Source organism: Citrobacter sp. CK202 (genome assembly GCF_030333225.1).
Lineage (GTDB): Bacteria > Pseudomonadota > Gammaproteobacteria > Enterobacterales > Enterobacteriaceae > Citrobacter_B > Citrobacter_B koseri.
The window spans coordinates 321,864-346,060 of sequence record NZ_JAOWGI010000026.1; the positions used below are offsets into that span (position 1 = coordinate 321,864).

A 24,197-nucleotide genomic window follows, 5' to 3' on the forward strand; every position below is an offset into this window, starting at 1 on the left:
ATTTACTAAAAGAGCTTAAGCGATAGCGTTATCTAACTCTAACGCGTTACCTCCAGGTGGCGTAAGCAAGGTTACTCACTTCTGAGTAGTAATTGCGTGATCCAGATCAAATTTAAGCAAAGCTGACACCTTTCAGCAGCCCATTTGAGCCATTTCCGCCAAGTGTTAATAAATAGTGGTGATGAATAGAGGTGAAGTTAGCATAATCTACACATATTTATAACACCGAGAAATAGTCGTAATTTCAAGCAGTCAGGAGGTGAAATATGCTGACAAAAGGCGTATCTTCAGCGCGTTTTTCACCATTTTTATCGACATCATTTATCCGGCTAACGTTTCGGAGCTAACCGTGACCCAAACGCTTTTTGATTTTCCTATTTATTCCAAGTTTTTCATAGGGTTATTTGCGCTGGTAAACCCGGTGGGGATTATCCCCGTCTTTATTAGTATGACCAGCTACCAGACGGCAGCGGCGCGCAACAAAACAAATCTCACGGCAAACCTGTCGGTAGCCATCATTTTGTGGATTTCGCTCTTTCTCGGAGATGGCATTTTGCAACTCTTCGGCATTTCGATCGATTCGTTCAGAATTGCTGGTGGGATTCTGGTGGTGACGATCGCGATGTCGATGATCAGCGGGAAGCTGGGTGAAGATAAGCAAAACAAACAGGAAAAATCAGAGACCGCCATTCGCGAAAGTATTGGCGTGGTTCCGCTGGCCTTACCATTAATGGCAGGGCCGGGGGCCATTAGTTCGACGATTGTGTGGGGAACGCGTTACCACACCATTATGCATTTAATCGGCTTCTCTGTGGCCATCGCTCTGTTTGCGTTCTGTTGTTGGGGGGTGTTCCGCATGGCGCCCTGGCTGGTGCGGTTATTGGGGCAAACGGGCATCAACGTCATTACGCGTATTATGGGCTTGTTGCTGATGGCATTGGGCATTGAATTCATTGTTACGGGGATTAAAGCGATTTTCCCCGGTTTACTGAATTAACGATCCTGACCGATAAAACGGAGCCGCTTCAGGCTCCGTTTCTTTTTCATTATCAGTAAATCTTCTCACTAAAGTTGAAATTCAGCGTTGAAATAATAAAAGATGCTGATAATGTTTATGCTTCTTTGTTATTGATTCTATTATAAATTATTCTAATAACACTCACGCCTGCCGTTATGTCGCCTGTTATTTTCTTAACATCATACTCTGGGGCTTGATGAAGGATTATCGAAATGTTATTAGTTATTTCAACGCTCTCTCAGATGAATGTGCTAAATAATAACCAATTGTTAAATTTATGTGCATTTTGGCCTGGCAACAGCAACAGAACGAGGTCAGATTGCGGGTGAGTAGTTAACATATTGACTGGACAAATAATTTTTCCTAAACGTCTCTTTTGGAGATGTCTTTCTGGTCAAAAATTTTTCCGTAAAAGAGAATTAGTTAACAAATCTGTAAAATGTATTGGCGGTTAAGAAACGCATTTGGTACTTTCCGGCCAGATATTTTGCAGAAGATTTTGCGGTGATGAGAATTATTTTCAATAAGCTTCTTGCACCAGACAGAATAAATGTCCGTCTCTGACAGGGGAGGCGGATACGGAATCGACGTAAGGCGATCGTACGAATCGTCAGAATAAATAAAGTCGGTGATAGCAAAGCAGTAAATGACCTGGCAGCAGCAAAATCTCCAGTGCTGTACAGGACCCTAACGGGATTAAACAGGCTGGTTAAGAAAACCAGTAATTATAATGAGTGGAGTACAAACACAATGTCCAACATCACAAAAAAAAGTTTGCTGGCGGCGGGGATTTTAACTGCGCTAATCGGCGGGAATGTCGCAATGGCCGCAGATGTCCCGGCGGGTGTTCAGCTGTCTGACAAGCAGACGCTGGTTCGCAATAATGGTTCTGAAGTTCAGTCTCTCGACCCACATAAAATTGAGGGTGTCCCGGAGTCAAACGTCAGTCGCGACCTGTTTGAAGGTTTACTGATCAGCGATGTTGAAGGCCACCCGTCACCGGGCGTCGCTGAAAAGTGGGAAAATAAAGATTTTAAAGTCTGGACATTCCATCTGCGTAAAAACGCAAAATGGTCAGACGGCACGCCTGTTACCGCGCACGATTTTGTATATAGCTGGCAGCGCCTGGCGAATCCGAACACCGCATCACCGTATGCCAGCTATTTGCAATACGGGCACATCGCGAATATCGATGACATTATTGCGGGCAAAAAACCGGCGACCGATCTCGGCGTAAAAGCCATCGACGATAATACGTTCGAAGTGACGCTGAGCGAACCGGTGCCTTATTTCTACAAACTGTTGGTTCACCCGTCCGTTTCTCCGGTTCCTAAAGCGGCTGTGGAAAAATTTGGCGAGAAATGGACCCAACCTGCGAATATCGTGACCAACGGCGCGTATAAACTCAAAAACTGGGTCGTCAACGAGCGGATTGTTCTGGAACGTAATACCCAGTACTGGGATAACGATAAAACGGTTATCAACCAGGTGACTTATCTGCCAATCTCTTCTGAAGTAACTGATGTGAACCGCTACCGCAGCGGTGAAATCGACATGACCTATAACAACATGCCGATTGAGTTATTCCAGAAGCTGAAAAAAGAGATCCCAAATGAAGTGCGCGTTGACCCGTATCTGTGCACTTACTATTACGAAATTAATAACCAGAAAGCGCCGTTTAACGACGTGCGCGTTCGCACCGCGCTGAAACTGGCGATGGATCGCGACATTATCGTTAATAAAGTGAAGAACCAGGGCGATTTGCCAGCCTACAGCTACACCCCGCCGTATACCGATGGCGCGAAACTGGTTGAGCCTGAGTGGTTCACATGGTCACAGGAAAAACGTAACGAAGAAGCGAAAAAACTGCTGGCGGAAGCCGGTTATACCGCCGATAAGCCGTTAACGTTTGACCTGCTGTACAACACCTCCGATCTGCATAAAAAACTGGCGATCGCGGTCGCATCAATCTGGAAGAAAAACCTGGGCGCCAACGTGAAGCTGGAAAACCAGGAGTGGAAAACCTTCCTTGATACCCGTCATCAGGGGACGTTTGATGTCGCGCGTGCGGGCTGGTGCGCAGACTACAATGAACCGACGTCCTTCCTGAACACCATGCTGTCCGACAGCTCAAACAACACCGCTCACTATAAGAGCCCGGAGTTTGACAAGCTGATTGCCGACACGCTGAAAGTGACCGACGAAGCGCAACGCACCGAGTTGTATGCCAAAGCGGAACAGCAGCTTGATAAAGATTCTGCGATTGTGCCGCTCTATTACTATGTGAACGCGCGTCTGGTGAAACCGTGGGTAGGCGGCTATACCGGTAAAGACCCGATGGATAATATCTACGTTAAGAACTTGTATATTATCAAGCATTAATGGCAAAGCGTGGGGCAAACGTGTTTTGCCCCACAGTGTCTTATTTTCATCGCACTATAAACATCTCTCTTTCAGTGCGTCTGAATGACGAGATGTAAAGGCACACGCCAGAAGGTACGGGCAATGTTAAAATTTATTTTACGTCGCTGTCTGGAAGCGATTCCGACGCTTTTTATACTTATTACGATTTCGTTCTTTATGATGCGTCTCGCACCGGGAAGCCCTTTCACCGGAGAGCGCGCATTACCGCCGGAAGTGCTGGCGAATATCGAAGCGAAATACCATCTTAATGATCCCATCATGACGCAGTACTTCAGCTATCTGAAACAACTGGCGCATGGCGATTTTGGGCCTTCGTTTAAATATAAGGACTATACGGTCAACGATCTGGTGGCATCGAGTTTCCCGGTTTCGGCGAAGTTGGGCGCAGCCGCCTTTTTCCTTGCCGTGATTATTGGCGTGAGCGCAGGCGTGATTGCGGCGCTGAAACAAAATACGCGCTGGGATTATACGGTGATGGGGGTGGCAATGACCGGGGTCGTGATTCCCAGTTTCGTGGTCGCCCCCTTATTAGTCATGATATTTGCCATCACCTTAAAATGGCTGCCCGGCGGCGGCTGGAATGGCGGGGCGCTGAAATTTATGATTTTGCCGATGGTCGCGCTGTCGCTCGCCTATATCGCCAGTATCGCCCGTATTACCCGTGGCTCCATGATTGAAGTGTTGCACTCCAACTTTATCCGTACCGCGCGCGCAAAAGGTTTGCCGATGCGCCGGATTATCTTCCGTCATGCCTTAAAACCGGCGTTGTTACCCGTACTGTCTTATATGGGCCCGGCCTTTGTCGGTATCATTACGGGTTCAATGGTTATCGAGACGATTTATGGTTTGCCGGGTATCGGGCAACTTTTCGTGAACGGGGCGCTGAACCGCGACTATTCGCTGGTGCTGAGTCTGACCATTCTCGTCGGTACGCTCACCATTCTGTTTAATGCGATTGTCGATGTGCTGTACGCCGTTATCGACCCGAAAATTCGTTACTGATACTGGAGCTCGCTATGATGTTAAGTAAGAAAAACAGCGAGACGCTGGAGAATTTCAGTGAGAAGCTGGAGGTTGAAGGGCGCAGCCTGTGGCAGGATGCTCGCCGTCGTTTTATGCATAACCGCGCGGCGGTGGCCAGCCTTATCGTTCTGGTCATTATCGCGCTGTTTGTCACACTGGCGCCGATGCTGTCACAGTTCACCTATTTCGATACCGACTGGGGCATGATGTCCAGCGCGCCGGATATGGAGTCGGGCCACTATTTTGGTACGGACTCCTCCGGTCGCGATCTGCTGGTTCGTGTGGCGATAGGCGGGCGAATCTCGCTGATGGTCGGCATTGCTGCCGCGCTGGTGGCGGTGGTTGTCGGTACTCTGTACGGGTCGCTGTCCGGCTATCTTGGCGGCAAAATTGACTCCGTAATGATGCGTCTGCTGGAAATCCTCAACTCCTTTCCGTTTATGTTCTTCGTCATTTTGCTGGTGACCTTCTTCGGCCAAAACATCCTGCTGATTTTTGTGGCGATCGGGATGGTCTCCTGGCTGGATATGGCGCGTATCGTTCGCGGGCAGACGTTAAGCCTGAAGCGCAAAGAGTTTATCGAAGCGGCGCAGGTTGGCGGCGTCTCAACGGTCAGCATTGTTGTGCGTCATATTGTGCCGAACGTGCTGGGCGTGGTGGTGGTTTATGCATCGCTGCTGGTACCGAGCATGATCCTGTTTGAATCCTTCCTCAGCTTTCTGGGTTTAGGGACGCAGGAGCCGCTGAGCAGTTGGGGCGCATTGTTGAGCGATGGTGCGAACTCTATGGAGGTCTCTCCCTGGTTGCTGCTGTTCCCGGCGTGTTTTCTCGTTGTGACCTTATTCTGTTTTAACTTTATCGGCGATGGCCTGCGTGACGCCCTCGACCCGAAAGATCGTTAAGGAGTGCAGCCATGAGCGTAATTGAAACCTCAACCGCACCACTCGCGCAACAACGGGCTAACGCACTGCTGGACGTGAAAGATCTTCGCGTGACGTTTAGTACACCCGACGGCGATGTGACGGCCGTAAACGACCTGAACTTTACGCTGCGTGCCGGGGAGACCTTAGGCATTGTTGGCGAGTCAGGTTCAGGCAAATCGCAAACGGCGTTTGCGTTGATGGGGCTGCTGGCGGCGAATGGCCGCATTGGTGGTTCTGCGACGTTTAACGGCCGCGAAATTCTCAACCTGCCGGAGCGTGAACTCAACAGGCTGCGCGCTGAACAAATCTCAATGATTTTTCAGGACCCAATGACCTCTCTTAACCCGTATATGCGGGTTGGCGAGCAGTTAATGGAAGTGCTGATGCTGCATAAAGGTATGAGCAAGGCCGAAGCGTTTGAAGAGTCTGTCAGAATGCTGGACGCGGTGAAAATGCCGGAAGCGCGGAAACGGATGAAGATGTATCCGCATGAGTTTTCCGGCGGGATGCGCCAGCGTGTGATGATTGCGATGGCGCTGCTGTGTCGGCCGAAATTACTGATTGCGGATGAACCGACAACCGCGCTGGACGTGACCGTTCAGGCGCAGATCATGACGCTGCTTAATGAACTGAAACGCGAATTTAACACGGCGATTATCATGATTACGCACGACCTTGGGGTCGTGGCCGGTATTTGCGATAAGGTGCTGGTGATGTACGCCGGTCGTACGATGGAATACGGCAAGGCGCGCGACGTCTTTTACCAGCCTGTTCATCCGTATTCCATCGGTTTGCTCAATGCGGTTCCGCGTCTGGATGCCGAAGGGGAAACGATGCTGACCATTCCGGGCAACCCGCCGAACTTGCTGCGCTTGCCTAAAGGGTGTCCATTCCAGCCGCGTTGTCCGTATGCGATGGAGATTTGCAGTTCAACTCCACCCTTGGAGGAGTTCAGTCCGGGGCGTTTGCGCGCCTGCTTTAAACCGGTGGAGGAGCTGGTATGAATGCTGTGACCCAGGAGAGAAAAGTGCTCCTCGAAATTGCCGATCTCAAAGTGCATTTCGATATCAAAGATGGCAAACAGTGGTTCTGGCAGCCGGCGAAAACCCTGAAAGCGGTCGATGGCGTTACGCTGCGATTGTATGAAGGTGAAACGCTGGGGGTGGTTGGGGAATCCGGCTGCGGTAAATCGACCTTTGCGCGGGCGATTATTGGTCTGGTGAAAGCGACTGATGGCCGCGTGGCGTGGTTAGGGAAAGATCTGCTGGGGATGAAACCTGATGAATGGCGGGACGTACGCAGCGATATTCAGATGATTTTCCAGGACCCGCTGGCGTCATTGAACCCACGCATGACCATTGGAGAAATCATCGCTGAACCATTACGCACCTATCATCCCAAATTGCCGCGCCAGGAAGTGCGCGATCGGGTGAAAGCGATGATGATGAAGGTGGGGCTGCTGCCGAATCTGATTAACCGTTACCCGCATGAGTTTTCTGGCGGCCAGTGCCAGCGTATTGGTATCGCGCGTGCTCTGATCCTGGAGCCGAAGCTGATTATTTGCGATGAGCCGGTTTCGGCGCTGGACGTGTCGATTCAGGCGCAGGTGGTGAATCTGCTGCAACAGCTACAGCGTGAAATGGGGTTATCGCTGATCTTCATCGCTCACGATCTGGCGGTGGTGAAGCATATTTCCGATCGTGTGCTGGTGATGTACCTGGGTCATGCGGTGGAATTGGGAACCTACGATGAGGTGTATCACAATCCGCTGCACCCTTATACCAAAGCGCTGATGTCCGCCGTGCCGATTCCCGACCCCGATCTGGAAAAGAACAAGACGATTCAGTTGCTGGAAGGGGAATTACCGTCACCCATCAATCCGCCGTCGGGGTGTGTTTTCCGCACGCGTTGCCCGATTGCCGGGCCGGAGTGTGCGAAAACCCGACCGGTGCTGGAGGGCAGTTTCAGGCATGCGGTTTCCTGCCTGAAGGTGGACCCGCTATAAATTTAAGGGCTGACATGATGTCAGCCCTTTTTTTGGCACTGGCCCGATCGCTCGACGTCTTTCTTATTCACGCCAAAGGATATGGCAAAGTTTGTGATCTTTTTCGCGGCATAACAGCACGCGGGCAAAAATATCGTTAATTTCGCCGTCTTCGCTATCCGCCAGGCCAATCACGACTTCGGCAAAAAAGTCAGGGTTGAGGTCAAAATCAACGTGTTCCTGCCAGTCTTCTGACGGATCGAATAACTCCGCGCCGCCGCGCTCTTCGAACTGTAAATTGAACAGAATAATATCTGCCGGATCGAGATTATCTGCCGCCAGTTCGAGAAAAATATCATAAGCCTGCTCAAGCGTTTCATCTTCAGTCAGGCGATTGTTCAGATCCATTTCCATAATGACTACCCGTTTACCGTCTCTTGGGCACGTTTTACAGCAACGGACTGAAGAAGTAAAACAGTCGCTCAGTAATCCGCTGCCATAATGGCCGTTTTACCCACAGGCGGGCATCAAGCAGGCGAGAACGCGAAATATAATCATCCTGAACCGCAGCCAGATCGCCGCCGAATCCGGCGTCGTCAATCACCAGCGTGATTTCAAAATTTAACCACAGGCTGCGCATATCCAGGTTCACGGTGCCAACCAGACTCAGCTCGCCATCCACTAGCACGCTCTTGGTGTGCAACAATCCACCTTCAAACTGATAGATTTTGACTCCGGCGGCCAGCAGTTCAGTGAAAAAGGCGCGGCTGGCCCAGCCGACCAGCATGGAGTCATTTTTACGCGGCAGGATGATGCTGACATCCACGCCGCGCTGCGCCGCCGTGCAGATCGCGTGCAGTAAATCGTCGCTGGGGACGAAATAGGGCGTTGTCATGATCAGATATTCACGAGCGGAATAGGCTGCCGTCAACAGCGCCTGGTGAATCAGATCTTCCGGGAAGCCTGGCCCTGAGGCGATAGTATGAATGGTGTGTCCGCTGGCCTGCTCAAACGGCATGATATTGACGTCTGGAGGCGGCGGCAGGATGCGTTTACCCGTTTCAATTTCCCAGTCGCAGGAGTAGACAATCCCCATCGCGGTCGCTACCGGGCCTTCCATTCTTGCCATCAGATCAACCCATTGTCCCACGCCGGCGTCCTGTTTGAAGAAACGCGGATCGACCATATTCATGCTGCCGGTATAGGCGATGTAGTTATCAATCATCACCATCTTGCGGTGCTGGCGCAAATCCATACGGCGCAGAAAGACACGCATCAGATTGACTTTCAGCGCCTCAACCACTTCAATTCCGGCGTTACGCATCATGGCCGCCCACGGGCTGCGGAAAAAGGCCACGCTCCCGGCGGAGTCCAGCATCAGACGGCAATGAATGCCGCGTCGCGCCGCCGCCATCAGCGACTCTGCAACCTGATCCGCCATGCCGCCGGGCTGCCAGATGTAGAACACCATCTCAATGTTATGGCGCGCCAGTTGAATGTCGCGGATGAGCGCCTGCATCACATCGTCAGAGTCGGTCAGCAGTTGCAGCTGATTGCCTTTTACGCCAGCGATTCCCTGGCGTCGCTCGCACAGCTTAAACAGCGACGAAGCGACGCTGCTGTTCTCTTCGGCGAAAATGTGTTTACAGGCTTTGAGGTCGTTCAACCACTTCGCGGTGGACGGCCACATCGCTCTGGCGCGTTCGGCGCGGCGTTTCCCTAAATGCAGCTCGCCGAATGATAAATAAGCAATAATCCCTACCAGCGGCAGAATATAGATGATTAAGAGCCAGGCCATCGCGGAGGGAACGGCGCGTCGTTTCATTAAAATACGTAACGTCACACCGGCAATAAGTATCCAGTACCCCAGAATGACCAGCCAACTCACCACTGTGTAGAAGGTTGTCATAAATTTAAAAATCCTTTTGAAAGCGTATTGTTAAGAGTTTACGCATCAGGCTTCATCTGGCAAATAAAAACACCGGAAAAGCGCTGGTCTGCTCCTGACGAGAGGGTATAATGCCTGCTCTGGCACTGTAAGAGTAGTTAACATGAAGCGTAGTAGAACGGAAGTGGGACGCTGGCGCATGCAACGTCAGGCTAGCCGCCGTAAAGCGCGTTGGCTTGAAGGACAATCGCGTCGTAATATGCGTATCCACTCAATCAGAAAATGCATTCTCAATCATCAACGTAACACGTTATTGTTTGCGATTCACAGCATCTGATACAACCAGGGCACCGTATTCGGTGCCCATGAATGCAAACCCCGCCTGATTTAAAAGACTTGTTTATACGGTTTTACAGAAACTTGCGCATACACGCCCGCAGCCACATACGGGTCTGCGTCTGCCCAGGACTGCGCTTCTTCCAGCGATTCGAATTGTGCAATCACGGTTGAGCCGGTAAACCCGGCGGCACCGGGATCGTTGCTGTCGACGGCTGGCATAGGGCCTGCGGTCAACAGTCGGCCCTCATCATGGAGCAGTTGCAGGCGCGCCAGATGGGCAGGGCGGACGGAAAGACGTTTTTCAAGAGAATCGGCGATATCCTGAGCGTAAATGACATACAGCACGGGTAGAGCTCCTTAATCGGTAAAAGTCGTTAATTACGTTATTGGAAAGGTCTTTCAACTGCAACGCAAAGATAACGACTTTGTTAAGACCGTGCATAACACAGGGACTTTTTGCGGTAATATTGCGTTTTAAATGTGGCTTACCGTGATGTCTTATTGAATATGATTGCTATTTGCATTTAAAATCGAGACCTGGTTTTTTAACTGAAACGATTATGACTTCAATGACCCTTGATTTACCTCGTCGCTTTCCCTGGCCGACGTTACTTTCCGTTGGCATTCATGGTGCTGTAGTGGCGGGTCTGCTGTATACCTCGGTACATCAGGTTATTGAACTGCCTGCGCCCGCGCAGCCGATCTCAATCACAATGGTCGCGCCTGCCGATCTTGAGCCACCACAGGCGGTTCAGCCGCCGCCGGAACCCGTCGTCGAACCTGAGCCGGAACCTGTTCCTGAGCCGCCAAAAGAGGCGCCGGTGGTGATTGAGAAGCCGAAACCTAAGCCGAAGCCAAAACCTAAACCGGTGAAAAAGGTTCAGGAGCAGCCTAAACGTGATGTTAAGCCTGCTGAACCGCGCCCGGCCGCACCGTTTGAAAATACGGCGCCGTCACGTCCGACAACGAATACCGCAGCGGCAACCAGCAAACCGGCCGTCAGTGTTCCTGCGGGGCCTCGCGCGTTGAGCCGCAACCAGCCGCAGTATCCGGCACGAGCGCAAGCGTTGCGTATTGAAGGCCGCGTGAAAGTGAAATTCGACGTCACCTCGGACGGGCGAGTGGAGAATGTTCAGGTGCTTTCCGCTCAGCCAGCGAACATGTTTGAGCGTGAAGTGAAAAACGCGATGCGCAGATGGCGCTATGAAGCAGGGAAACCGGGGTCGGGCTTAGTGGTTAATATCATCTTCCGTCTGAACGGCACCACGCAGATCGAGTAATCGCGATCTCCTTAAATCGTAGAGCGGATAAGGCGGCGTACCGCCTTATCCGGTAATTCATGCCTGAACCGGCAGCGGGCGAGGTTTACCGTCACTGTCTACCGCCACATAGATGAACAGCGCCTCGGTTGCTTTATAACGCTGACCGATTGGCTCTGACGCCACCTTTTTCACCCACACTTCAATATTAATGCTGACAGACGTTGTGCCGCGTTTAACGCAGCGGGCATAACAGCATACGACGTCGCCTACGGCGACAGGGCGCAGAAAACTCATTCCCTCAACGCGCACGGTCACTACGCGACCATGAGCAATTTCTTTAGCCTGAATCGCGCCGCCAATATCCATTTGTGACATGAGCCAGCCGCCAAAAATATCGCCGTTAGCATTGGTATCGGCGGGCATGGCCAGCGTGCGTAAAACCAGTTCGCCCTGAGGAGCGTTATTTGTTGTTGTCATTGTAGAACCGACTGTGAAGAAAGATTTCAGGCGCGAATGCTACTATGATTTGCGCAGGGAGAACAGAGGGGAAACGCGCGCCAGGCTGGCGTGAAGGGGATGCCAGACCAGACGGTCTGGCAAACAGAACTCAGGATTTATCTTCCTGCGGCAGATGGCGGTAAATGTAGACTCCGCTCAGAAGGGTAAAAATCAGCGTCAGCGCGGTTAAACCGAACACTTTGAAGTTGACCCAGATGTTTTGCGGCAGCCAAAACGCGATGTAGATATTGGCGAGCCCGCAGAGGATGAAAAATACGGCCCATGCCAGGTTCAGCTTAGACCAGACCGGCTGCGGCAACGTCAGTTCTTTCCCTAACATGCGTTGAATCAGCGGCTTTTTCATGACCCACTGGCTTATCAGCAGCGCACCGGCAAACAGGCCGTAAATCACCGTCACCTTCCACTTAATAAACTCATCGTTGTGGAAGAAAATGGTCAGGCCGCCGAACACGGCAACCAGAACGAAAGTGATCAACGCCATCTTTTCGACCTTGCGATAGCGAACCCAACTGTAGATCAACACAATGGCTGTCGCGACAATCAGGGCGGAGGTCGCCGCATAGATGTCGTACAGCTTATAAAAAGCAAAAAAGACAACCAGCGGTAAAAAATCAAGAAACTGCTTCATTCTTCGATTCCGTAATCAAAAGTTTTGGGCAAACTGGCCCTTAACACGTTCAGGGTTATTGGCGAATCAACATATACAGGCGGAACAAATAGATGAGCAATATGGCGGAAATCAAATTGCTCAGCGTATTCGCCAACACTGCGCCAACATTCGGCGTCAGCGCTGCAAAGCTGGGGGCAAACAGCAGCAAGAGCGTTTTCGCCAGTAACCAGCCGATCACCGCCGGAGCGACCAGTCGCATATTAGACCACGCCAGACGCATACTGTTGCGCATGGCGGCAAATACGCCCATCTTGTCCTGAACCAGCATCACCGGCGCAAGCGCCAGCAGAATCGCCATCAAAATCCCCGGTACGACAATCAGCATAATACCGATTTGCACTAACAGGGTAGTCAGAAAAATCAGGACAAACAATTTAGGTAAAACCGGCGCGCTGGCACCGATAGCACGTAATGCGCTGACCCGATGACCGGCGGAAATCAGCTGGATCATCAGCAAAACGCCCCCTGCCAGGATCGCATTGCCAATGAGTCCTGAAAATGTTGATGCCGCTGAAGCCCGTAATAATATTTGCTGCTGTTCCGGCGTCATGTTCTGCACCAGATCGAACAGGCCGACGCTACCGGTCAGATGATCCCCTTCACTGAGTTGCGCGATTTGGGCATCGCTGGGGGAAAAGGCATGACCTAAAACCACCGTAATAAATGCGCACAGCAACGAAACCAGCAAGATGGTTACAAATTGATTACGGAAAAAGTTCCCCGTGTCACGGTAAACGGACTTCGCCGTGATAGACATGCACTCTCCTTGAGTTTTGCAGGTGTTAATTTGCGGGCAATTGTACCCTGGATAACTCTACAGTGGCAGCATCACGGGGTGTATGGAAAAGCATATCTTTGTAAAGCGCGGGTAATTTTTGCTGCGAAAGCGCCAGCCGTCCTCTCTTTTACAATCCATCCGCCTGGTTGAAAAAGGCCATTTATCACTAAAATTCGGAAAATTTGATTCAAACGGCTTTAACCAGGATTTTAGATGCAAGTTCTAAATTAATCTGGATCAATAAAGGTTAAATTACAGGGCCTAATGTGATCTGTATTGGATCACTTATTACTCCATTGTAGGTATATTCGTGACGCATTTATAACCATAACGATGGAGCGGATATGAAAAAGTTAACAGTGGCAGCCCTGGCAGTAAGTACTCTTCTCTCTGGTAGTGCGCTTGCGCATGAGAGTGGTGAGTTTTTTATCCGTGCGGGCTCGGCGACCGTGAGACCGACGGAAGGGGCAGGCGGAACGCTGGGGAGTCTGAACGGTTTTGATGTCAGTAACAATACGCAACTCGGTTTGACTTTTACTTATATGGCAACCGACAACATTGGTATTGAACTGCTGGCGGCGACGCCGTTCCGCCATAAAATTGGGACAGGGGATACCGGTGATATCGCTACCGTGCGTCACCTGCCGCCGACATTAATGGCGCAGTGGTACTTTGGCGACGCCAGTAGCAAACTGCGTCCTTATATTGGCGCGGGTGTAAACTACACCACCTTCTTTGACGAAGGTTTTAACAACAATGGTAAAGAGAGAGGGTTGTCCGATCTGAGTCTGAAGGATTCCTGGGGAATGGCCGGGCAGGTGGGTATGGATTACCTGATTAACCGGGACTGGTTAATTAACATGTCGGTCTGGTATATGGATATCGATACTACCGCAAGCTATAAACTCGGTGGTGCCCAGCAGCATGACAGCGTCCGCCTCGACCCGTGGGTATTTATGTTCTCTGCCGGTTATCGTTTCTGAGTCTATGTGACCCATCTAAAAAGCGGGCTGTCATACAGCCCGCTTTTTATATTCTGCTGATTTCAACATCATACCTCTCCCTGAGATGCTATCTTTGAAACAAGCCTGTTTTGAGAGCATTGACGATGATAGTAACTCAAACCCTTCTGCAACAAAAAATCGCGACCCTGGAATCGATAGTCAGAGATGAAGAGGCTGAGTTCACTTTACAGGCGCTGCGTATGCTGCTGGATGCAATGCATAAGATTGATGCGCTGGAAGAGAATATTACTACGCCCGTCCGTTTACCTTATTGCAGTTCGAGTCCGGTTTGTGAGATTGAAGCCGGGTACGCCGCTGGCGTCAGTGACTGCCGTGAGGCTATTCGCAGGGCGGGACACCCGATTGAAGGAGATGATTAATCACTGAAAACTGTACTGTATCAGCAAAATCTACTAACGTATTCGGCCCCGCGATTCAGGCTTAAGGTGCCTCAGTGAAGATTGTTCAGGACAGCCTAAGAAATAGCCAGGCGTTGTTGATGTCAGCGCTTATCACTTTACTTTTTACTTCACTGTATCTCTTTATTATTTATGAACAACGACAGGCCGTTGTGAATGAAGGGATGAGTCGTCTGCAAACGCGGATGATGGATATTTTCAACGATAACGAACTCATCGCCGATGCGACAGGGGTTCGCTATCACCAGATCAAAAATGCCGGGCAGTGCGGCAACCTCTCAAGGTTTTCCCCCAGGGATGCGGATTCATGGGGAATCAATGCCGACCGGGCGCGGATCCATTCCGCAACGGGCACTATTGTTTCCCGTCAGCCCGATATTAACGCTTTATGTATGTTTGCGGCGGCGGAGTTTATTCGGGATCGGATGAACACCCTTAATCCGGGGGATTATGCCGCGCATCGCTACATTATCGCCAAAGATGCCAGCTATTTTTATTGGTTCACGCCAGCAGATGCAAAACCCTTCTATTTTAGCGACTCTAAAATGGCGGGCGATATCACTGACTTTTTCTTACCGCCCGTGGGCTTTTATACGCGTCTGCTGCAAAAGAATGTCAAATCCAAGTCGCTCAGTTCAACGGACTTTTATACGGACAAAATCACGAATGAAAAAGCGTACAGCGTAGTCAGTTATATTTACGATCTTTCTGGAAAAGAGATCTCCGATCATATCGTTGCGTATCTGGTGTATGACCATTCTAAACCTGAGCTACAGGAGGCGCTGACGGAGGCCTTTGAACATCATATTCCACCCGGCCTTAATGTGGCCCTGGTGCATACGCCCACGCAGGAAAATCTCTGCCTGAGCGGTGATTGCCAGCCTGTCGCCGGGGAGTCCATCCGCGCAATGTCTGCAAAATATGCGTTCCATTCCTCGCTCTCTCTGCATCGGTTCGTCAGATACGACACGCAGGCCGGGATTGCGATTCTGCTGGCGCCATTCTTCTTTATCCTGATCTTCCTCGGCTTAAAATACTGGCTGAACGCGAGCGACCTGAAGGTGTATATCGACTCGCTGACGGGCTGCTTTAACCGCAAGATCCTTGATATTGTGAAGCGCAGGGATTTAACGCGCAGCTGCGTGGTGCTGCTGGATTGTAATAAGTTTAAAGCCATCAACGACACCTGGGGGCATGTGGCGGGAGACCGGGCGTTGCAAATCATCGCCAACAGAATGCTCTCTAACACCCGCACCAGTCATGACCTGGTGATTCGTACCGGCGGCGATGAGTTCGTTATTTTGCTTTACCGTGCGCAGATTGGTGACGCGATAGCCATCGCGGAGCGGATAACCGGCCAGATAAATGATTATGCATTTATGGTTGATGGTCATGTTGTACCGCTGTCGGTGTCATGGGGCGTCGCAGAAGTAACCCGCGATCTGGATACGGCTATTCAGGATGCGGATAACGAAATGTACAAAATGAAGCAGATGAGGGAATGACGGGATTGGCCCGATAAGCATGGCATTATCGGGCCTGTTGCCTGCGCAATATTATGCGCGGGTCGCGGCTTTCATTGCCGTGACAAACGCTTTCAGCTCGGTCAGCATCTGCCCGGGGTTTGCGACGTTTTTCTCAATGAGCTTAACGATTGCTGACCCGGAAATCGCCCCGGCGGCGCCGGCTTCAATGGCACCTGTAACCTGTTCCGGGGAAGAGATGCCAAAGCCCTGCAACGGGGGCGCGGCGTTATACTCTTTCAGTTTTTCCACCAGATGATGCAGCGGTAATGCGGCGCGGTTTTCTGCGCCCGTCACGCCTGCCCGCGAAAGCAGATAGGTATAACCGCGGCCATAAGAGGCTATCTGGCGCAACAGATCGTCATCGGCATTGGGCGGGCAGATGAAAATCGGCGCCACGTTGTGGAGTAATGCCGCCTGACGGAAGGGCGCAGACTCCTCAACAGGCACATCCGCCACCAGTACGGAATCCACGCCGACTTTCTCGCACTGCGCGTAGAATTCGTCGATCCCTTTGCTGAACACCAGGTTGGCGTACATCAGCAGACCAATCGGAATCGTCGGGTGTTTCTGACGAATCAGCGCCAGCATCTCAAAGCATTGCGTAGGCGTTACGCCTGCGGCAAACGCGCGCAGCGTGGCTTCCTGGATGGTCGGCCCGTCTGCCAGCGGATCGGAGAACGGAATGCCGAGTTCAAGGGCGTCGGCGCCGGCTTCAATCAGCGTATCAATAATGTTCAGTGACTGTTCAACGGAAGGATCGCCCAGGGTCACGAAGGGGACAAATGCGCCTTCCTTGCGATCCTTCAGCTGTGCAAACAGGTTTTCATAGCGTTCCATCAGATTTCCCCTCGCGCTTTCAGAATATCGTGTACGGTGAAAATGTCTTTGTCGCCGCGACCGGAAAGGTTAACGACCAGCAATTGTTCTTTTTCTGGATTTTCACGCATCATTTTCAGGGCGTGAGCCAGGGCGTGGGACGACTCCAGCGCCGGAATAATCCCTTCATGCAGACAGAGCGTTTTAAAGGCTTCCAGCGCTTCGTCATCGGTGATCGACACATAATCGGCGCGACCAATGCTGTTCAGATACGCGTGCTGCGGCCCAACGGACGGGAAATCCAGCCCGGCGGAAATGGAGTAGGACTCTTCAATTTGCCCTTCCTCGGTTTGCATCATCGGCGCTTTCATGCCGAAATAGATGCCTACGCGGCCATGCTTCAGCGGTGCGCCGTGCTCGCCTGTTTCAATCCCGTGGCCGCCAGGTTCGACGCCAATCAAACCCACGCTGGTTTCGTTGATGAAGTCCGCAAACATGCCGATTGCGTTGGAGCCGCCGCCCACGCAGGCAATCACGGCATCCGGCAGACGACCTTCTTTTTCGAGGATTTGCGCTTTCGTCTCTTCCCCGATCATGCGCTGAAATTCACGGACGATGGTCGGGAACGGGTGCGGGCCTGCCGCAGTTCCGAGCATATAGTGCGCGGATTCATAGCTGCCGGACCAGTCGCGAAGCGCTTCGTTGCAGGCGTCTTTCAGGGTGGCGGAGCCGCTGTGTACAGGGATCACTTCCGCGCCCATCAGTCGCATACGAAAGACGTTTGGCGACTGACGCTCGACGTCTTTTGCGCCCATATAGATACGGCATTTCAGACCGAGCAGGGCGCTGGCGAGCGCGGAAGCCACGCCATGCTGACCTGCGCCCGTTTCGGCGATAATCTCTGTTTTACCCATGCGTTTCGCCAGCAGCGCCTGACCCAGTACCTGGTTTGTTTTGTGCGCGCCGCCGTGCAGTAAATCTTCACGCTTCAGATACAGCGTGGTTTTGGTGCCGGCGGTGATATTCTGGCATTTGGTCAGCGCGGTTGGACGGCCTGCATAGTTCTTCAGCAGATCGGCAAACTGGGCCTGAAACTGTGGATCTTTCTGCGCGCTGACGAACGCTTCTTCCAGCTGGCGCAGGGCAGGCATCAGAATCTGCGGGACATACATGCCGCCAAATTCACCAAAGTAGGGATTGAGTAATGTTGTCATGTTTTCTTCCTTAATATGCGCGCAGTGTCTGAAAGACCGAGGCCAGAAGGTGTGCATCTTTGATGCCCGGCTGTGACTCTACACCAGAATTAAAATCGAGACCGGCACAGCCGGTTTTTGCCGCTTCCACGCAGTTGTCTGCGCCTAATCCGCCCGCCAGCAATACGTTGTCCAGCGTTTCACCGTTCAATAACGACCAGTCAAAACGTTGGCCGCTGCCGCCCTGACCGTTATCGAGAACGTACTTATCAACGTGCTGGTAATCACGAGCTGGCAGTGCGTCGCCCACGCTAAGCGCTTTCCAGATTTGTACCTGTTCCGGTAATGCGGCGCGCAGAGCATCGACATAAGCCTGGTCTTCACTGCCATGCAGTTGCACGGCCTTGAGCGACAAGGTGGTCGCTTTTTCACATACCTCGGTGATAGCGGTATTGCGGAATACGCCGACATATTGCAGGGGGGCTGCGGCTATCACCTCGCGCGCCTGGTCGAGATTTACGACGCGAGGCGACGAGGGAACAAAAATCAGCCCGCCATAAATGGCGCCTGCTTCGTAAGCGGCTTTTGCATCCTGCCCGCGCGTCAGGCCGCAGACTTTGTTCTCGCCAAGCAACACGCGACGCACGGCGGCGTGCAGATCGGCATGGGACATCAATGCAGAACCGATCAGGAAACCGTTAGCGAAGTGGCTTAGCTCGCGCACCTGTGCATAGGTATTAATCCCGGACTCGCTGATCACGGTCACGCCGTGCCCCAGTTTTGGCGCAAGCTGACGGGTACGGTTAAGGTCAATCGACAGATCGCGCAGGTCGCGGTTATTAATGCCGACGACTTTCGCACCCAGTGCGATGGCGCGCTCCAGTTCTTCTTCGTTACTGACTTCCGTCAGCACGCCCATTTTCAGACTGTGGGCGACGGCGGAAAGCTGGCGATATTGCTCGTCATCCAGTACGGAGAGCATCAGCAGACAGGCATCGGCCTGGTAGTAACGCGCCAGATAGATTTGGTAAGGATCGATGATGAAGTCCTTACACAGAACTGGCTGCGGCGCGATACGGCTGACAACAGTGAGAAAGTCAAAACTCCCCTGGAAATATTTCTCATCGGTCAGAACGGAAATCGCCGACGCGTAATGTTTATAAACACCGGCAATCTGCGCGGGGTCGAAGTCATCACGAATCACCCCTTTGGAGGGGGACGCTTTTTTACACTCCAGAATAAATGCGGTACGCGTGCCTTGCAGCGCATCATAGAAATGGCGGGCACTTGGCTGAACCTCATTTTGGAAACTGGCTAACGGTTGTTGTTGCTTACGGGCTTCTACCCAGATCGCCTTATCCGCGACGATTTTCGCTAAAACGGTTTGCATTATTTACCCTCTTGCCGCCAGTGCGGTAACCCGGTCATAAGCTGCGCCACTGCGCAGTACATCAATCACAGTTTGCGCATTGGCCTTTAAATCTTCCTTACCATGCAGGCGCATTAACATGGCGACATTCGCAGCGACAGCGGCCTCGTGAGCGGCTTCACCTTTACCTTGTAACAAGCGGGTGAGAATGTCACGGTTTTCTTCCGGCGTGCCGCCTGCCAGCTGTTCCTGGTGATACGGGGTGAGGCCGAAGTCTTCCGCCGTGAGCTGGTAGCTCTTGATTTCGCCGTCGTGCAGTTCAGCCACAATGGTTGGCGCATGCAGCGACACTTCATCCATACCGCCGCTGTGAACCACCGCCGCACGCTGATAACCCAGTACCCGCAGGGTTTCGGCAATGGGCAGTACCAGCTCCGGGCTGTAGACGCCAATCAGCGCCAGCGGCGGGTGAGCCGGGTTGATCAGCGGCCCCAGCACATTGAACAAGGTGCGGGTTTTAAGCTGCTGGCGAACCGGCATCGCATGACGGAAACCTGTATGGTATTTCGGTGCGAACAGGAAGCAGACGCCCAGGTCGTCCAGCGCCTGACGCGATTTATCGGCGTTCATATCCAGATTGATACCGAATGCCGCCAGCAGATCGGACGAACCGGATTTACTGGAAACGCTGCGGTTGCCATGTTTGGCCACCTTCAGTCCGCAGGCCGCCGCCACAAAGGCGCTGGCGGTGGAAATATTGATGCTGTTGCTGCCGTCACCGCCGGTGCCGACAATATCGGCAAACAGATAGTCCGGGCGCGGGAACGGCGCGGCATTTTCCAGCAGCGCGGTAGCGGCGCCAGCGATTTCATTCGGATGTTCGCCACGCACTTTCATACTGACCAGCGCCGCCGCCAGTTGTTCTGGCTTCAGTTCGCCACGGACCACGGCAGAGAAAAGCTGGTGGCTTTCCTGCTGGGTCATGGTTTGCGCCTGGTACAATTTTTCCAGAATCGGTTGCAGCGTATTGGTCGGCTCCAGTTTTTGTTGCGCCCAGGCCAGCGTTTGTTCCAGCAACAGCGCACCTTGCGTAGTAAGAATGGACTCCGGGTGGAACTGAAAACCACAGACGCGATCCGTGTCGTGACGTACCGCCATCACCATGCCGTTAAAATGGGCGTTAATCGTCAGCCCCGCAGGCACGTTGCTGCCCACCAGAGAGTGATAACGAGCAACCGGCAGCGGGTTCACCAGACCGGCAAACATCGCCTGTCCGTCATGTTCAATGCTCGACGCTTTGCCGTGGAGAATCTCGCCCGCCTGACCGACGTAGCCACCGTAGGCTTCAACAATCGCCTGGTGTCCGAGGCAGATGCCGATAATGGGCAGCTTGCCGCGCAGACGGGTCAACAACTCCGGCATACAACCGGCTTCGCTGGGGACGCCTGGCCCTGGAGAAAGCATCAGCACCGGGTTTTTCATCGTCGCAAGACGGTCGATTAAGGTCTGCGCCGGGATATGGTTACGGTAAATCACCACATTGTGGCCGTTGGCCCGTAGCTGATCTGCCAGGTTGTAAGTAAAAGAGTCGATGTTATCGAGCAGCAGAATGTCAGCCATTAGAAAATCTCCTGTGCATGGTGCGCGGTGGCAATAGCACGCAGAACCGCGCGCGCTTTATTACGGGTTTCGTCGGCTTCAGACTGCGGAACAGAATCCAGCACGATTCCGGCACCGGCCTGCACGGTGGCGATGCCGTCTTCTACCAGAGCAGAGCGAATCACAATGCAGGTATCAAGATCGCCATGCGCGGTGAAGTAGCCCACCGCACCGCCATAACTGCCGCGACGACGCCCTTCGGCACCGGCGATAAGCTGCATGGCGCGAACTTTTGGCGCGCCGCTCAGCGTGCCCATATTCATACAGGCGCGATAAGCATGCAGCACATCCAGATCGCTGCGTAATTCACCCACCACGCGGGACACCAGGTGCATAACGAACGAATAACGATCGACTTTCGTCAGGTCGGCAACGTAGCGGCTGCCGGGAGTACAAATGCGCGCCAGATCATTACGCGCCAGATCGACCAGCATCAGGTGTTCAGACAGCTCTTTATGGTCGGTGCGCATCTCCAGCTCAATGCGGCTGTCGAGATCGCGATCCAGCGAGCCATCGGCACGGCGACCGCGCGGGCGCGTGCCGGCGATGGGGTAAATCTCAATCTGGCGACTGGTCGCGTCGTACTTCAGCGAGCTTTCCGGGGAGGCGCCAAACAGGGTGAAATCGTTATCCTGCATAAAGAACATGTATGGACTTGGGTTGCTCTTTTTCAGTACGTAATAGGCCGCCAGCGGTGACGGGCAGGGTAATGAGAAGCGGCGGGAAGGCACCACCTGGAAAATCTCTCCTGCGCGAATCGCTTTCTGCATGGTACGCACAACGGCGCCAAACTCTTCGTCGCTCTGGCTGCATTCGCAGCGCATTTGCGGCACTGGTGTAACGGGCAACGGCGGCGCGGGTTCGGTTAATTGCTGCGTCAGCTGCGCGAGGCGCGCCGTCAGACGCTGTTTTTCCGCTTCATTATCGGTAAAGAGGCTTGCCTGAATCCGGGTGCTTTTCTTCTGATGGTCAATCACCATCAGCGTTTCCGCCAGATAGAAGCAGTAATCCGGGCAGCGATTACCGGCTTCCAGTTGCGGTAACGCTTCAAATCCCGCCACCAGGTCATAGGCAAACAAACCGCCGAAAAACATGGCTTCGCGCTCTTCAGCAGGCACATTCACCAGATTCTGCAACAGACGGAATGCGTCAAATACCGACAGCGAACACAGACGCGCATCCTCATCTAACAGTGGGCTTACTGCGGGAAAGCGCAGCTTCCGGTTGCCGGGCTGCGCTGTATTTTCAACGCCTGCGGGCAGCGCGGCATCCAGCAGCGGGAGCAGGGATGCGCCGTTATCCGTTAACGCTTCGATAGTGACAGTGTCACCCAAAGCGGTAATGCGCAGCGCACTATCGACCAATAGCAGGCTTTTCAGATCATTTTTACTGTCGATATCAGCGGATTCCAGCAGCAGCGTTGCCGGGCGGTCGCCACAAACCTGATGGAACAACGCCGTCGGGTTCTCACGGTAGGCGGCATTGCAGGAAAGCAATTCGAGTGTTGGTTTTTGTATTTGCATCGTTATTCTCATTCATTCTGTTCAAAAAAAAGCCCGCTCATCTGGCGGGCCGGGTATCTGGTTGCTTATTGCAGACGTCATACACTGCCCGAAATCAGGAAGTGCGCCACCAACCGTGCAGTACGAATGTTGCTTTCATCTCAGATACCTTCTTCATGTGAACTTGCGTACTAGTTAACTAGTTCGATGAAATAAAGTCAACACCTGATTTCAGTATATTTGCCGGAACCGTTATGATGTTTGTGAAAGAACATTTATTAAGACGGGAGCCGCCTTGAGCGACACGAATTACGCAGTGATTTACGACCTGCACAGTCATACAACGGCGTCCGATGGTCGGTTAACGCCAGAAGCGTTAGTACATCGTGCGGTAGAGATGCGAGTCGGCACACTGGCGATCACCGATCATGACACCACAGCCGCTATTCCGGCGGCAAGAGAAGAAATTTCACGTTCCGGGCTTGCCCTGAACCTGATTCCTGGCGTGGAAATTTCAACTGTCTGGGAAAATCATGAGATCCATATTGTGGGTCTGAATATCGACATTGCGCATCCGGCGATGTGTGCGTTCCTGGCGGAACAAACCGAACGTCGTCAGCAGCGTGCGCGTCTGATTGCCGAGCGTCTGGAGAAAGCGCATATTCCTGGGGCGTGGGAAGGCGCTTTGCGGCTTGCCGACGGTGGGGCCGTGACGCGCGGGCATTTCGCCCGTTTTCTGGTGGAGTGCGGCAAAGCCGGGAGCATTGCCGATGTTTTTAAAAAATACCTTGCGCGTGGGAAAACCGGATACGTTCCGCCACAGTGGTGTACAATAGAACAAGCTATTGATGTGATTCATCATTCTGGCGGTAAGGCAGTATTGGCCCATCCGGGCCGCTACGACCTTAGCGCTAAGTGGCTGAAAAGGTTGATTGCGTATTTTGCGCTGCATCGCGGTGATGCGATGGAAGTGGCGCAATGCCAGCAGTCGCCCAATGAGCGAACCCAACTGGCGACCTATGCGCGCCAGCACCATTTATGGGCATCACAAGGCTCTGATTTTCATCAGCCGTGCCCGTGGATTGAACTGGGGCGCAAGCTCTGGCTGCCAGCAGGCGTCGAAGGCGTATGGCAGCTGTGGGAAGAGCCACAAACACCACAGTGAGGGAAGTATGAGCCAGTTTTTTTATATTCATCCTGAAAACCCGCAACAACGGCTGATCAATCAGGCGGTTGAAATTGTGCGTAAAGGCGGGGTGATTGTTTATCCAACCGATTCCGGCTATGCGCTGGGTTGTAAAATCGAAGATAAAGGGGCGATGGAGCGCATCTGCCGCATTCGCCACCTGCCGGACGGGCATAACTTCACGCTGATGTGTCGGGATCTGTCTGAGTTATCGACCTATTCGTTTGTCGATAACGTCGCCTTTCGCTTAATTAAAAACAATACGCCGGGCAACTACACTTTTATCCTGAAGGGAACGAAAGACGTGCCGCGCCGCCTGTTACAGGAAAAACGGAAAACAATCGGTCTGCGCGTGCCGTCGAACCCGATCGCGCTGGCACTGCTGGAAGCGCTGGGCGAACCGATGCTCTCCACCTCGCTGATGCTGCCCGGCAGCGAATTTACCGAGTCTGACCCGGAAGAGATCAAAGACCGCCTGGAAAAACAGGTCGATTTGATCATTCACGGCGGTTACCTCGGCCAGCAACCGACCACGGTGATTGATTTAACCGATGATTCCCCGGTTGTCTTGCGCGAAGGCGTTGGTGACGTTAAACCTTTCTTATAAGGGCGCAACTCTGTATACTACGCGGCCTTAAAATGGCGCTGTAAAGCGCCGTTGATTCTCCTGTTCGACGCCTGTGAAGGCGACACCT

24 protein-coding genes, 2 pseudogenes and 1 other annotated feature are annotated in these 24,197 nt (G+C 52.6%); of the genes and pseudogenes, 13 read left to right on the top strand and 13 right to left on the bottom strand.

The genetic code is table 11. From position 1 onward, the window contains the following. The first annotated feature begins 349 nt into the window (after positions 1-349). The 6 genes from OGX84_RS14330 to oppF all read left to right on the top strand — a co-directional run bounded on the left by OGX84_RS14330 (position 350) and on the right by oppF (position 7,393). On the top strand, positions 350-997 hold the full coding sequence (locus tag OGX84_RS14330) for a YchE family NAAT transporter (protein ID WP_112002110.1): 648 nt from the start codon (positions 350-352) through the stop codon (positions 995-997). Between the two features lie 771 nt (positions 998-1,768). Continuing rightward, positions 1,769-3,400, top strand: a complete 1,632-nt coding sequence (gene oppA, locus OGX84_RS14335; RefSeq protein WP_012132200.1) for an oligopeptide ABC transporter substrate-binding protein OppA — start codon at positions 1,769-1,771, stop codon at positions 3,398-3,400. A gap of 123 nt (positions 3,401-3,523) precedes the next feature. Beyond that, positions 3,524-4,444 (top strand): oligopeptide ABC transporter permease OppB, encoded by a 921-nt coding sequence (oppB, locus tag OGX84_RS14340; RefSeq protein WP_012132201.1) that lies wholly within the window; start codon positions 3,524-3,526, stop codon positions 4,442-4,444. A gap of 14 nt (positions 4,445-4,458) precedes the next feature. Beyond that, complete coding sequence (gene oppC / locus OGX84_RS14345; protein ID WP_049009147.1) at positions 4,459-5,367, top strand: oligopeptide ABC transporter permease OppC; 909 nt, start codon at positions 4,459-4,461, stop codon at positions 5,365-5,367. Positions 5,368-5,378: 11 nt separating this feature from the next. Continuing rightward, the gene (oppD, locus tag OGX84_RS14350; protein WP_012132203.1) at positions 5,379-6,392 is read left to right on the top strand and encodes a murein tripeptide/oligopeptide ABC transporter ATP-binding protein OppD; all 1,014 of its coding nucleotides are present in this window, start codon (positions 5,379-5,381) and stop codon (positions 6,390-6,392) included. Further along, positions 6,389-7,393 carry a murein tripeptide/oligopeptide ABC transporter ATP-binding protein OppF gene (oppF, locus tag OGX84_RS14355; RefSeq protein ID WP_012132204.1) on the top strand — a complete coding sequence of 335 codons (1,005 nt, stop codon included), beginning with the start codon at positions 6,389-6,391 and terminating at the stop codon, positions 7,391-7,393. Before oppD ends, oppF begins: the two co-directional genes overlap by 4 nt. Before the next feature lie 63 nt (positions 7,394-7,456). Here the strand turns inward: oppF and OGX84_RS14360 are convergent, their stop codons facing one another. Next, on the bottom strand, positions 7,457-7,786 hold the full coding sequence (locus tag OGX84_RS14360) for an HI1450 family dsDNA-mimic protein (RefSeq protein ID WP_012132205.1): 330 nt from the start codon (positions 7,784-7,786) through the stop codon (positions 7,457-7,459). Between the two features lie 34 nt (positions 7,787-7,820). Continuing rightward, on the bottom strand, positions 7,821-9,281 hold the full coding sequence (gene cls / locus OGX84_RS14365; RefSeq protein WP_012132206.1) for a cardiolipin synthase: 1,461 nt from the start codon (positions 9,279-9,281) through the stop codon (positions 7,821-7,823). 142 nt (positions 9,282-9,423) lie between these two features. On the opposite strand from cls, the gene OGX84_RS14370 reads away from it, so the two are divergent. After that, positions 9,424-9,597 carry a YciY family protein gene (locus OGX84_RS14370; protein WP_012132207.1) on the top strand — a complete coding sequence of 58 codons (174 nt, stop codon included), beginning with the start codon at positions 9,424-9,426 and terminating at the stop codon, positions 9,595-9,597. 50 nt (positions 9,598-9,647) lie between these two features. Here the strand turns inward: OGX84_RS14370 and OGX84_RS14375 are convergent, their stop codons facing one another. Further along, positions 9,648-9,944: a YciI family protein gene (locus OGX84_RS14375; RefSeq protein WP_047463520.1), complete on the bottom strand. Its 297-nt coding sequence runs from the start codon at positions 9,942-9,944 to the stop codon at positions 9,648-9,650. Between the two features lie 224 nt (positions 9,945-10,168). On the opposite strand from OGX84_RS14375, the gene tonB reads away from it, so the two are divergent. Beyond that, positions 10,169-10,879 (top strand): TonB system transport protein TonB, encoded by a 711-nt coding sequence (gene tonB, locus OGX84_RS14380; protein WP_071259038.1) that lies wholly within the window; start codon positions 10,169-10,171, stop codon positions 10,877-10,879. A gap of 57 nt (positions 10,880-10,936) precedes the next feature. Here the strand turns inward: tonB and yciA are convergent, their stop codons facing one another. The 4 genes and pseudogenes from yciA to OGX84_RS14400 all read right to left on the bottom strand — a co-directional run. After that, complete coding sequence (gene yciA / locus OGX84_RS14385) at positions 10,937-11,338, bottom strand: acyl-CoA thioester hydrolase YciA (RefSeq protein WP_012132210.1); 402 nt, start codon at positions 11,336-11,338, stop codon at positions 10,937-10,939. A gap of 130 nt (positions 11,339-11,468) precedes the next feature. Further along, entirely contained in the window at positions 11,469-12,008 is a 540-nt protein-coding gene (locus OGX84_RS14390) for a septation protein A (protein ID WP_012132211.1), read from the bottom strand. A 55-nt stretch (positions 12,009-12,063) separates the two neighbouring features. Continuing rightward, positions 12,064-12,807 (bottom strand): YciC family protein, encoded by a 744-nt coding sequence (locus OGX84_RS14395; RefSeq protein ID WP_012132212.1) that lies wholly within the window; start codon positions 12,805-12,807, stop codon positions 12,064-12,066. Positions 12,808-12,832: 25 nt separating this feature from the next. Next, positions 12,833-12,922 (bottom strand): annotated as a pseudogene (locus OGX84_RS14400) (YkgJ family cysteine cluster protein); the annotation flags it as partial. Positions 12,923-13,172: 250 nt separating this feature from the next. On the opposite strand from OGX84_RS14400, the gene ompW reads away from it, so the two are divergent. The 3 genes from ompW to OGX84_RS14415 all read left to right on the top strand — a co-directional run bounded on the left by ompW (position 13,173) and on the right by OGX84_RS14415 (position 15,756). Beyond that, on the top strand, positions 13,173-13,811 hold the full coding sequence (gene ompW / locus OGX84_RS14405; protein ID WP_112002044.1) for an outer membrane protein OmpW: 639 nt from the start codon (positions 13,173-13,175) through the stop codon (positions 13,809-13,811). Positions 13,812-13,936: 125 nt separating this feature from the next. After that, positions 13,937-14,212, top strand: coding sequence for a hypothetical protein (locus OGX84_RS14410; protein ID WP_112002045.1), 276 nt, complete (start codon positions 13,937-13,939; stop codon positions 14,210-14,212). Positions 14,213-14,286: 74 nt separating this feature from the next. Then, positions 14,287-15,756, top strand: coding sequence for a GGDEF domain-containing protein (locus tag OGX84_RS14415; protein ID WP_112002046.1), 1,470 nt, complete (start codon positions 14,287-14,289; stop codon positions 15,754-15,756). A 51-nt stretch (positions 15,757-15,807) separates the two neighbouring features. Here OGX84_RS14415 and trpA read toward each other — a convergent pair whose 3' ends face one another. The 6 genes from trpA to trpL all read right to left on the bottom strand — a co-directional run bounded on the left by trpA (position 15,808) and on the right by trpL (position 22,476). Next, positions 15,808-16,614 (bottom strand): tryptophan synthase subunit alpha, encoded by an 807-nt coding sequence (trpA, locus tag OGX84_RS14420; protein ID WP_047463530.1) that lies wholly within the window; start codon positions 16,612-16,614, stop codon positions 15,808-15,810. Then, on the bottom strand, positions 16,614-17,807 hold the full coding sequence (gene trpB, locus OGX84_RS14425) for a tryptophan synthase subunit beta (RefSeq protein ID WP_012132217.1): 1,194 nt from the start codon (positions 17,805-17,807) through the stop codon (positions 16,614-16,616). Before trpB ends, trpA begins: the two co-directional genes overlap by 1 nt. 10 nt (positions 17,808-17,817) lie before the next feature. Beyond that, the gene (trpCF, locus tag OGX84_RS14430; protein ID WP_104869128.1) at positions 17,818-19,176 is read right to left on the bottom strand and encodes a bifunctional indole-3-glycerol-phosphate synthase TrpC/phosphoribosylanthranilate isomerase TrpF; all 1,359 of its coding nucleotides are present in this window, start codon (positions 19,174-19,176) and stop codon (positions 17,818-17,820) included. Between the two features lie 3 nt (positions 19,177-19,179). After that, on the bottom strand, positions 19,180-20,775 hold the full coding sequence (trpD, locus tag OGX84_RS14435; RefSeq protein WP_012132219.1) for a bifunctional anthranilate synthase glutamate amidotransferase component TrpG/anthranilate phosphoribosyltransferase TrpD: 1,596 nt from the start codon (positions 20,773-20,775) through the stop codon (positions 19,180-19,182). Further along, a complete protein-coding gene (locus OGX84_RS14440; protein ID WP_058669229.1) occupies positions 20,775-22,337 on the bottom strand; it encodes an anthranilate synthase component 1 in 1,563 nt (520 codons plus the stop codon). Before OGX84_RS14440 ends, trpD begins: the two co-directional genes overlap by 1 nt. Before the next feature lie 23 nt (positions 22,338-22,360). Continuing rightward, positions 22,361-22,455, bottom strand: a sequence feature (Trp leader region). Then, positions 22,432-22,476, bottom strand: coding sequence for a trp operon leader peptide (gene trpL / locus OGX84_RS14445; protein WP_012905981.1), 45 nt, complete (start codon positions 22,474-22,476; stop codon positions 22,432-22,434). (Overlaps the previous feature by 24 nt.) A 135-nt stretch (positions 22,477-22,611) precedes the next feature. Here trpL and rnm point away from each other — a divergent pair. Continuing rightward, positions 22,612-23,492 (top strand): annotated as a pseudogene (gene rnm, locus OGX84_RS14450) (RNase RNM). Next, positions 23,489-24,109: an L-threonylcarbamoyladenylate synthase gene (locus OGX84_RS14455; protein ID WP_012132222.1), complete on the top strand. Its 621-nt coding sequence runs from the start codon at positions 23,489-23,491 to the stop codon at positions 24,107-24,109. The pseudogene rnm and the gene OGX84_RS14455 overlap by 4 nt, the downstream one beginning before the upstream one ends. Positions 24,110-24,197: the final 88 nt, after the last annotated feature.

What these genes read in the sequence shown, in the direction of transcription:
- OGX84_RS14410 (WP_112002045.1), top strand. Translation starts at nt 13,937, where the DNA reads ATGATAGTAACTCAAACCCTTCTGCAACAAAAAATCGCGACCCTGGAA.
- oppA (WP_012132200.1), top strand. Translation starts at nt 1,769, where the DNA reads ATGTCCAACATCACAAAAAAAAGTTTGCTGGCGGCGGGGATTTTAACT.
- yciA (WP_012132210.1), bottom strand. Translation starts at nt 11,338, where the DNA reads ATGACAACAACAAATAACGCTCCTCAGGGCGAACTGGTTTTACGCACG.
- OGX84_RS14390 (WP_012132211.1), bottom strand. Translation starts at nt 12,008, where the DNA reads ATGAAGCAGTTTCTTGATTTTTTACCGCTGGTTGTCTTTTTTGCTTTT.
- OGX84_RS14455 (WP_012132222.1), top strand. Translation starts at nt 23,489, where the DNA reads ATGAGCCAGTTTTTTTATATTCATCCTGAAAACCCGCAACAACGGCTG.
- oppF (WP_012132204.1), top strand. Translation starts at nt 6,389, where the DNA reads ATGAATGCTGTGACCCAGGAGAGAAAAGTGCTCCTCGAAATTGCCGAT.
- oppB (WP_012132201.1), top strand. Translation starts at nt 3,524, where the DNA reads ATGTTAAAATTTATTTTACGTCGCTGTCTGGAAGCGATTCCGACGCTT.
- OGX84_RS14360 (WP_012132205.1), bottom strand. Translation starts at nt 7,786, where the DNA reads ATGGAAATGGATCTGAACAATCGCCTGACTGAAGATGAAACGCTTGAG.
- oppD (WP_012132203.1), top strand. Translation starts at nt 5,379, where the DNA reads ATGAGCGTAATTGAAACCTCAACCGCACCACTCGCGCAACAACGGGCT.
- trpD (WP_012132219.1), bottom strand. Translation starts at nt 20,775, where the DNA reads ATGGCTGACATTCTGCTGCTCGATAACATCGACTCTTTTACTTACAAC.
- OGX84_RS14370 (WP_012132207.1), top strand. Translation starts at nt 9,424, where the DNA reads ATGAAGCGTAGTAGAACGGAAGTGGGACGCTGGCGCATGCAACGTCAG.
- OGX84_RS14395 (WP_012132212.1), bottom strand. Translation starts at nt 12,807, where the DNA reads ATGTCTATCACGGCGAAGTCCGTTTACCGTGACACGGGGAACTTTTTC.
- trpB (WP_012132217.1), bottom strand. Translation starts at nt 17,807, where the DNA reads ATGACAACATTACTCAATCCCTACTTTGGTGAATTTGGCGGCATGTAT.
- trpCF (WP_104869128.1), bottom strand. Translation starts at nt 19,176, where the DNA reads ATGCAAACCGTTTTAGCGAAAATCGTCGCGGATAAGGCGATCTGGGTA.
- oppC (WP_049009147.1), top strand. Translation starts at nt 4,459, where the DNA reads ATGATGTTAAGTAAGAAAAACAGCGAGACGCTGGAGAATTTCAGTGAG.
- ompW (WP_112002044.1), top strand. Translation starts at nt 13,173, where the DNA reads ATGAAAAAGTTAACAGTGGCAGCCCTGGCAGTAAGTACTCTTCTCTCT.
- tonB (WP_071259038.1), top strand. Translation starts at nt 10,169, where the DNA reads ATGACCCTTGATTTACCTCGTCGCTTTCCCTGGCCGACGTTACTTTCC.
- OGX84_RS14440 (WP_058669229.1), bottom strand. Translation starts at nt 22,337, where the DNA reads ATGCAAATACAAAAACCAACACTCGAATTGCTTTCCTGCAATGCCGCC.
- cls (WP_012132206.1), bottom strand. Translation starts at nt 9,281, where the DNA reads ATGACAACCTTCTACACAGTGGTGAGTTGGCTGGTCATTCTGGGGTAC.
- trpA (WP_047463530.1), bottom strand. Translation starts at nt 16,614, where the DNA reads ATGGAACGCTATGAAAACCTGTTTGCACAGCTGAAGGATCGCAAGGAA.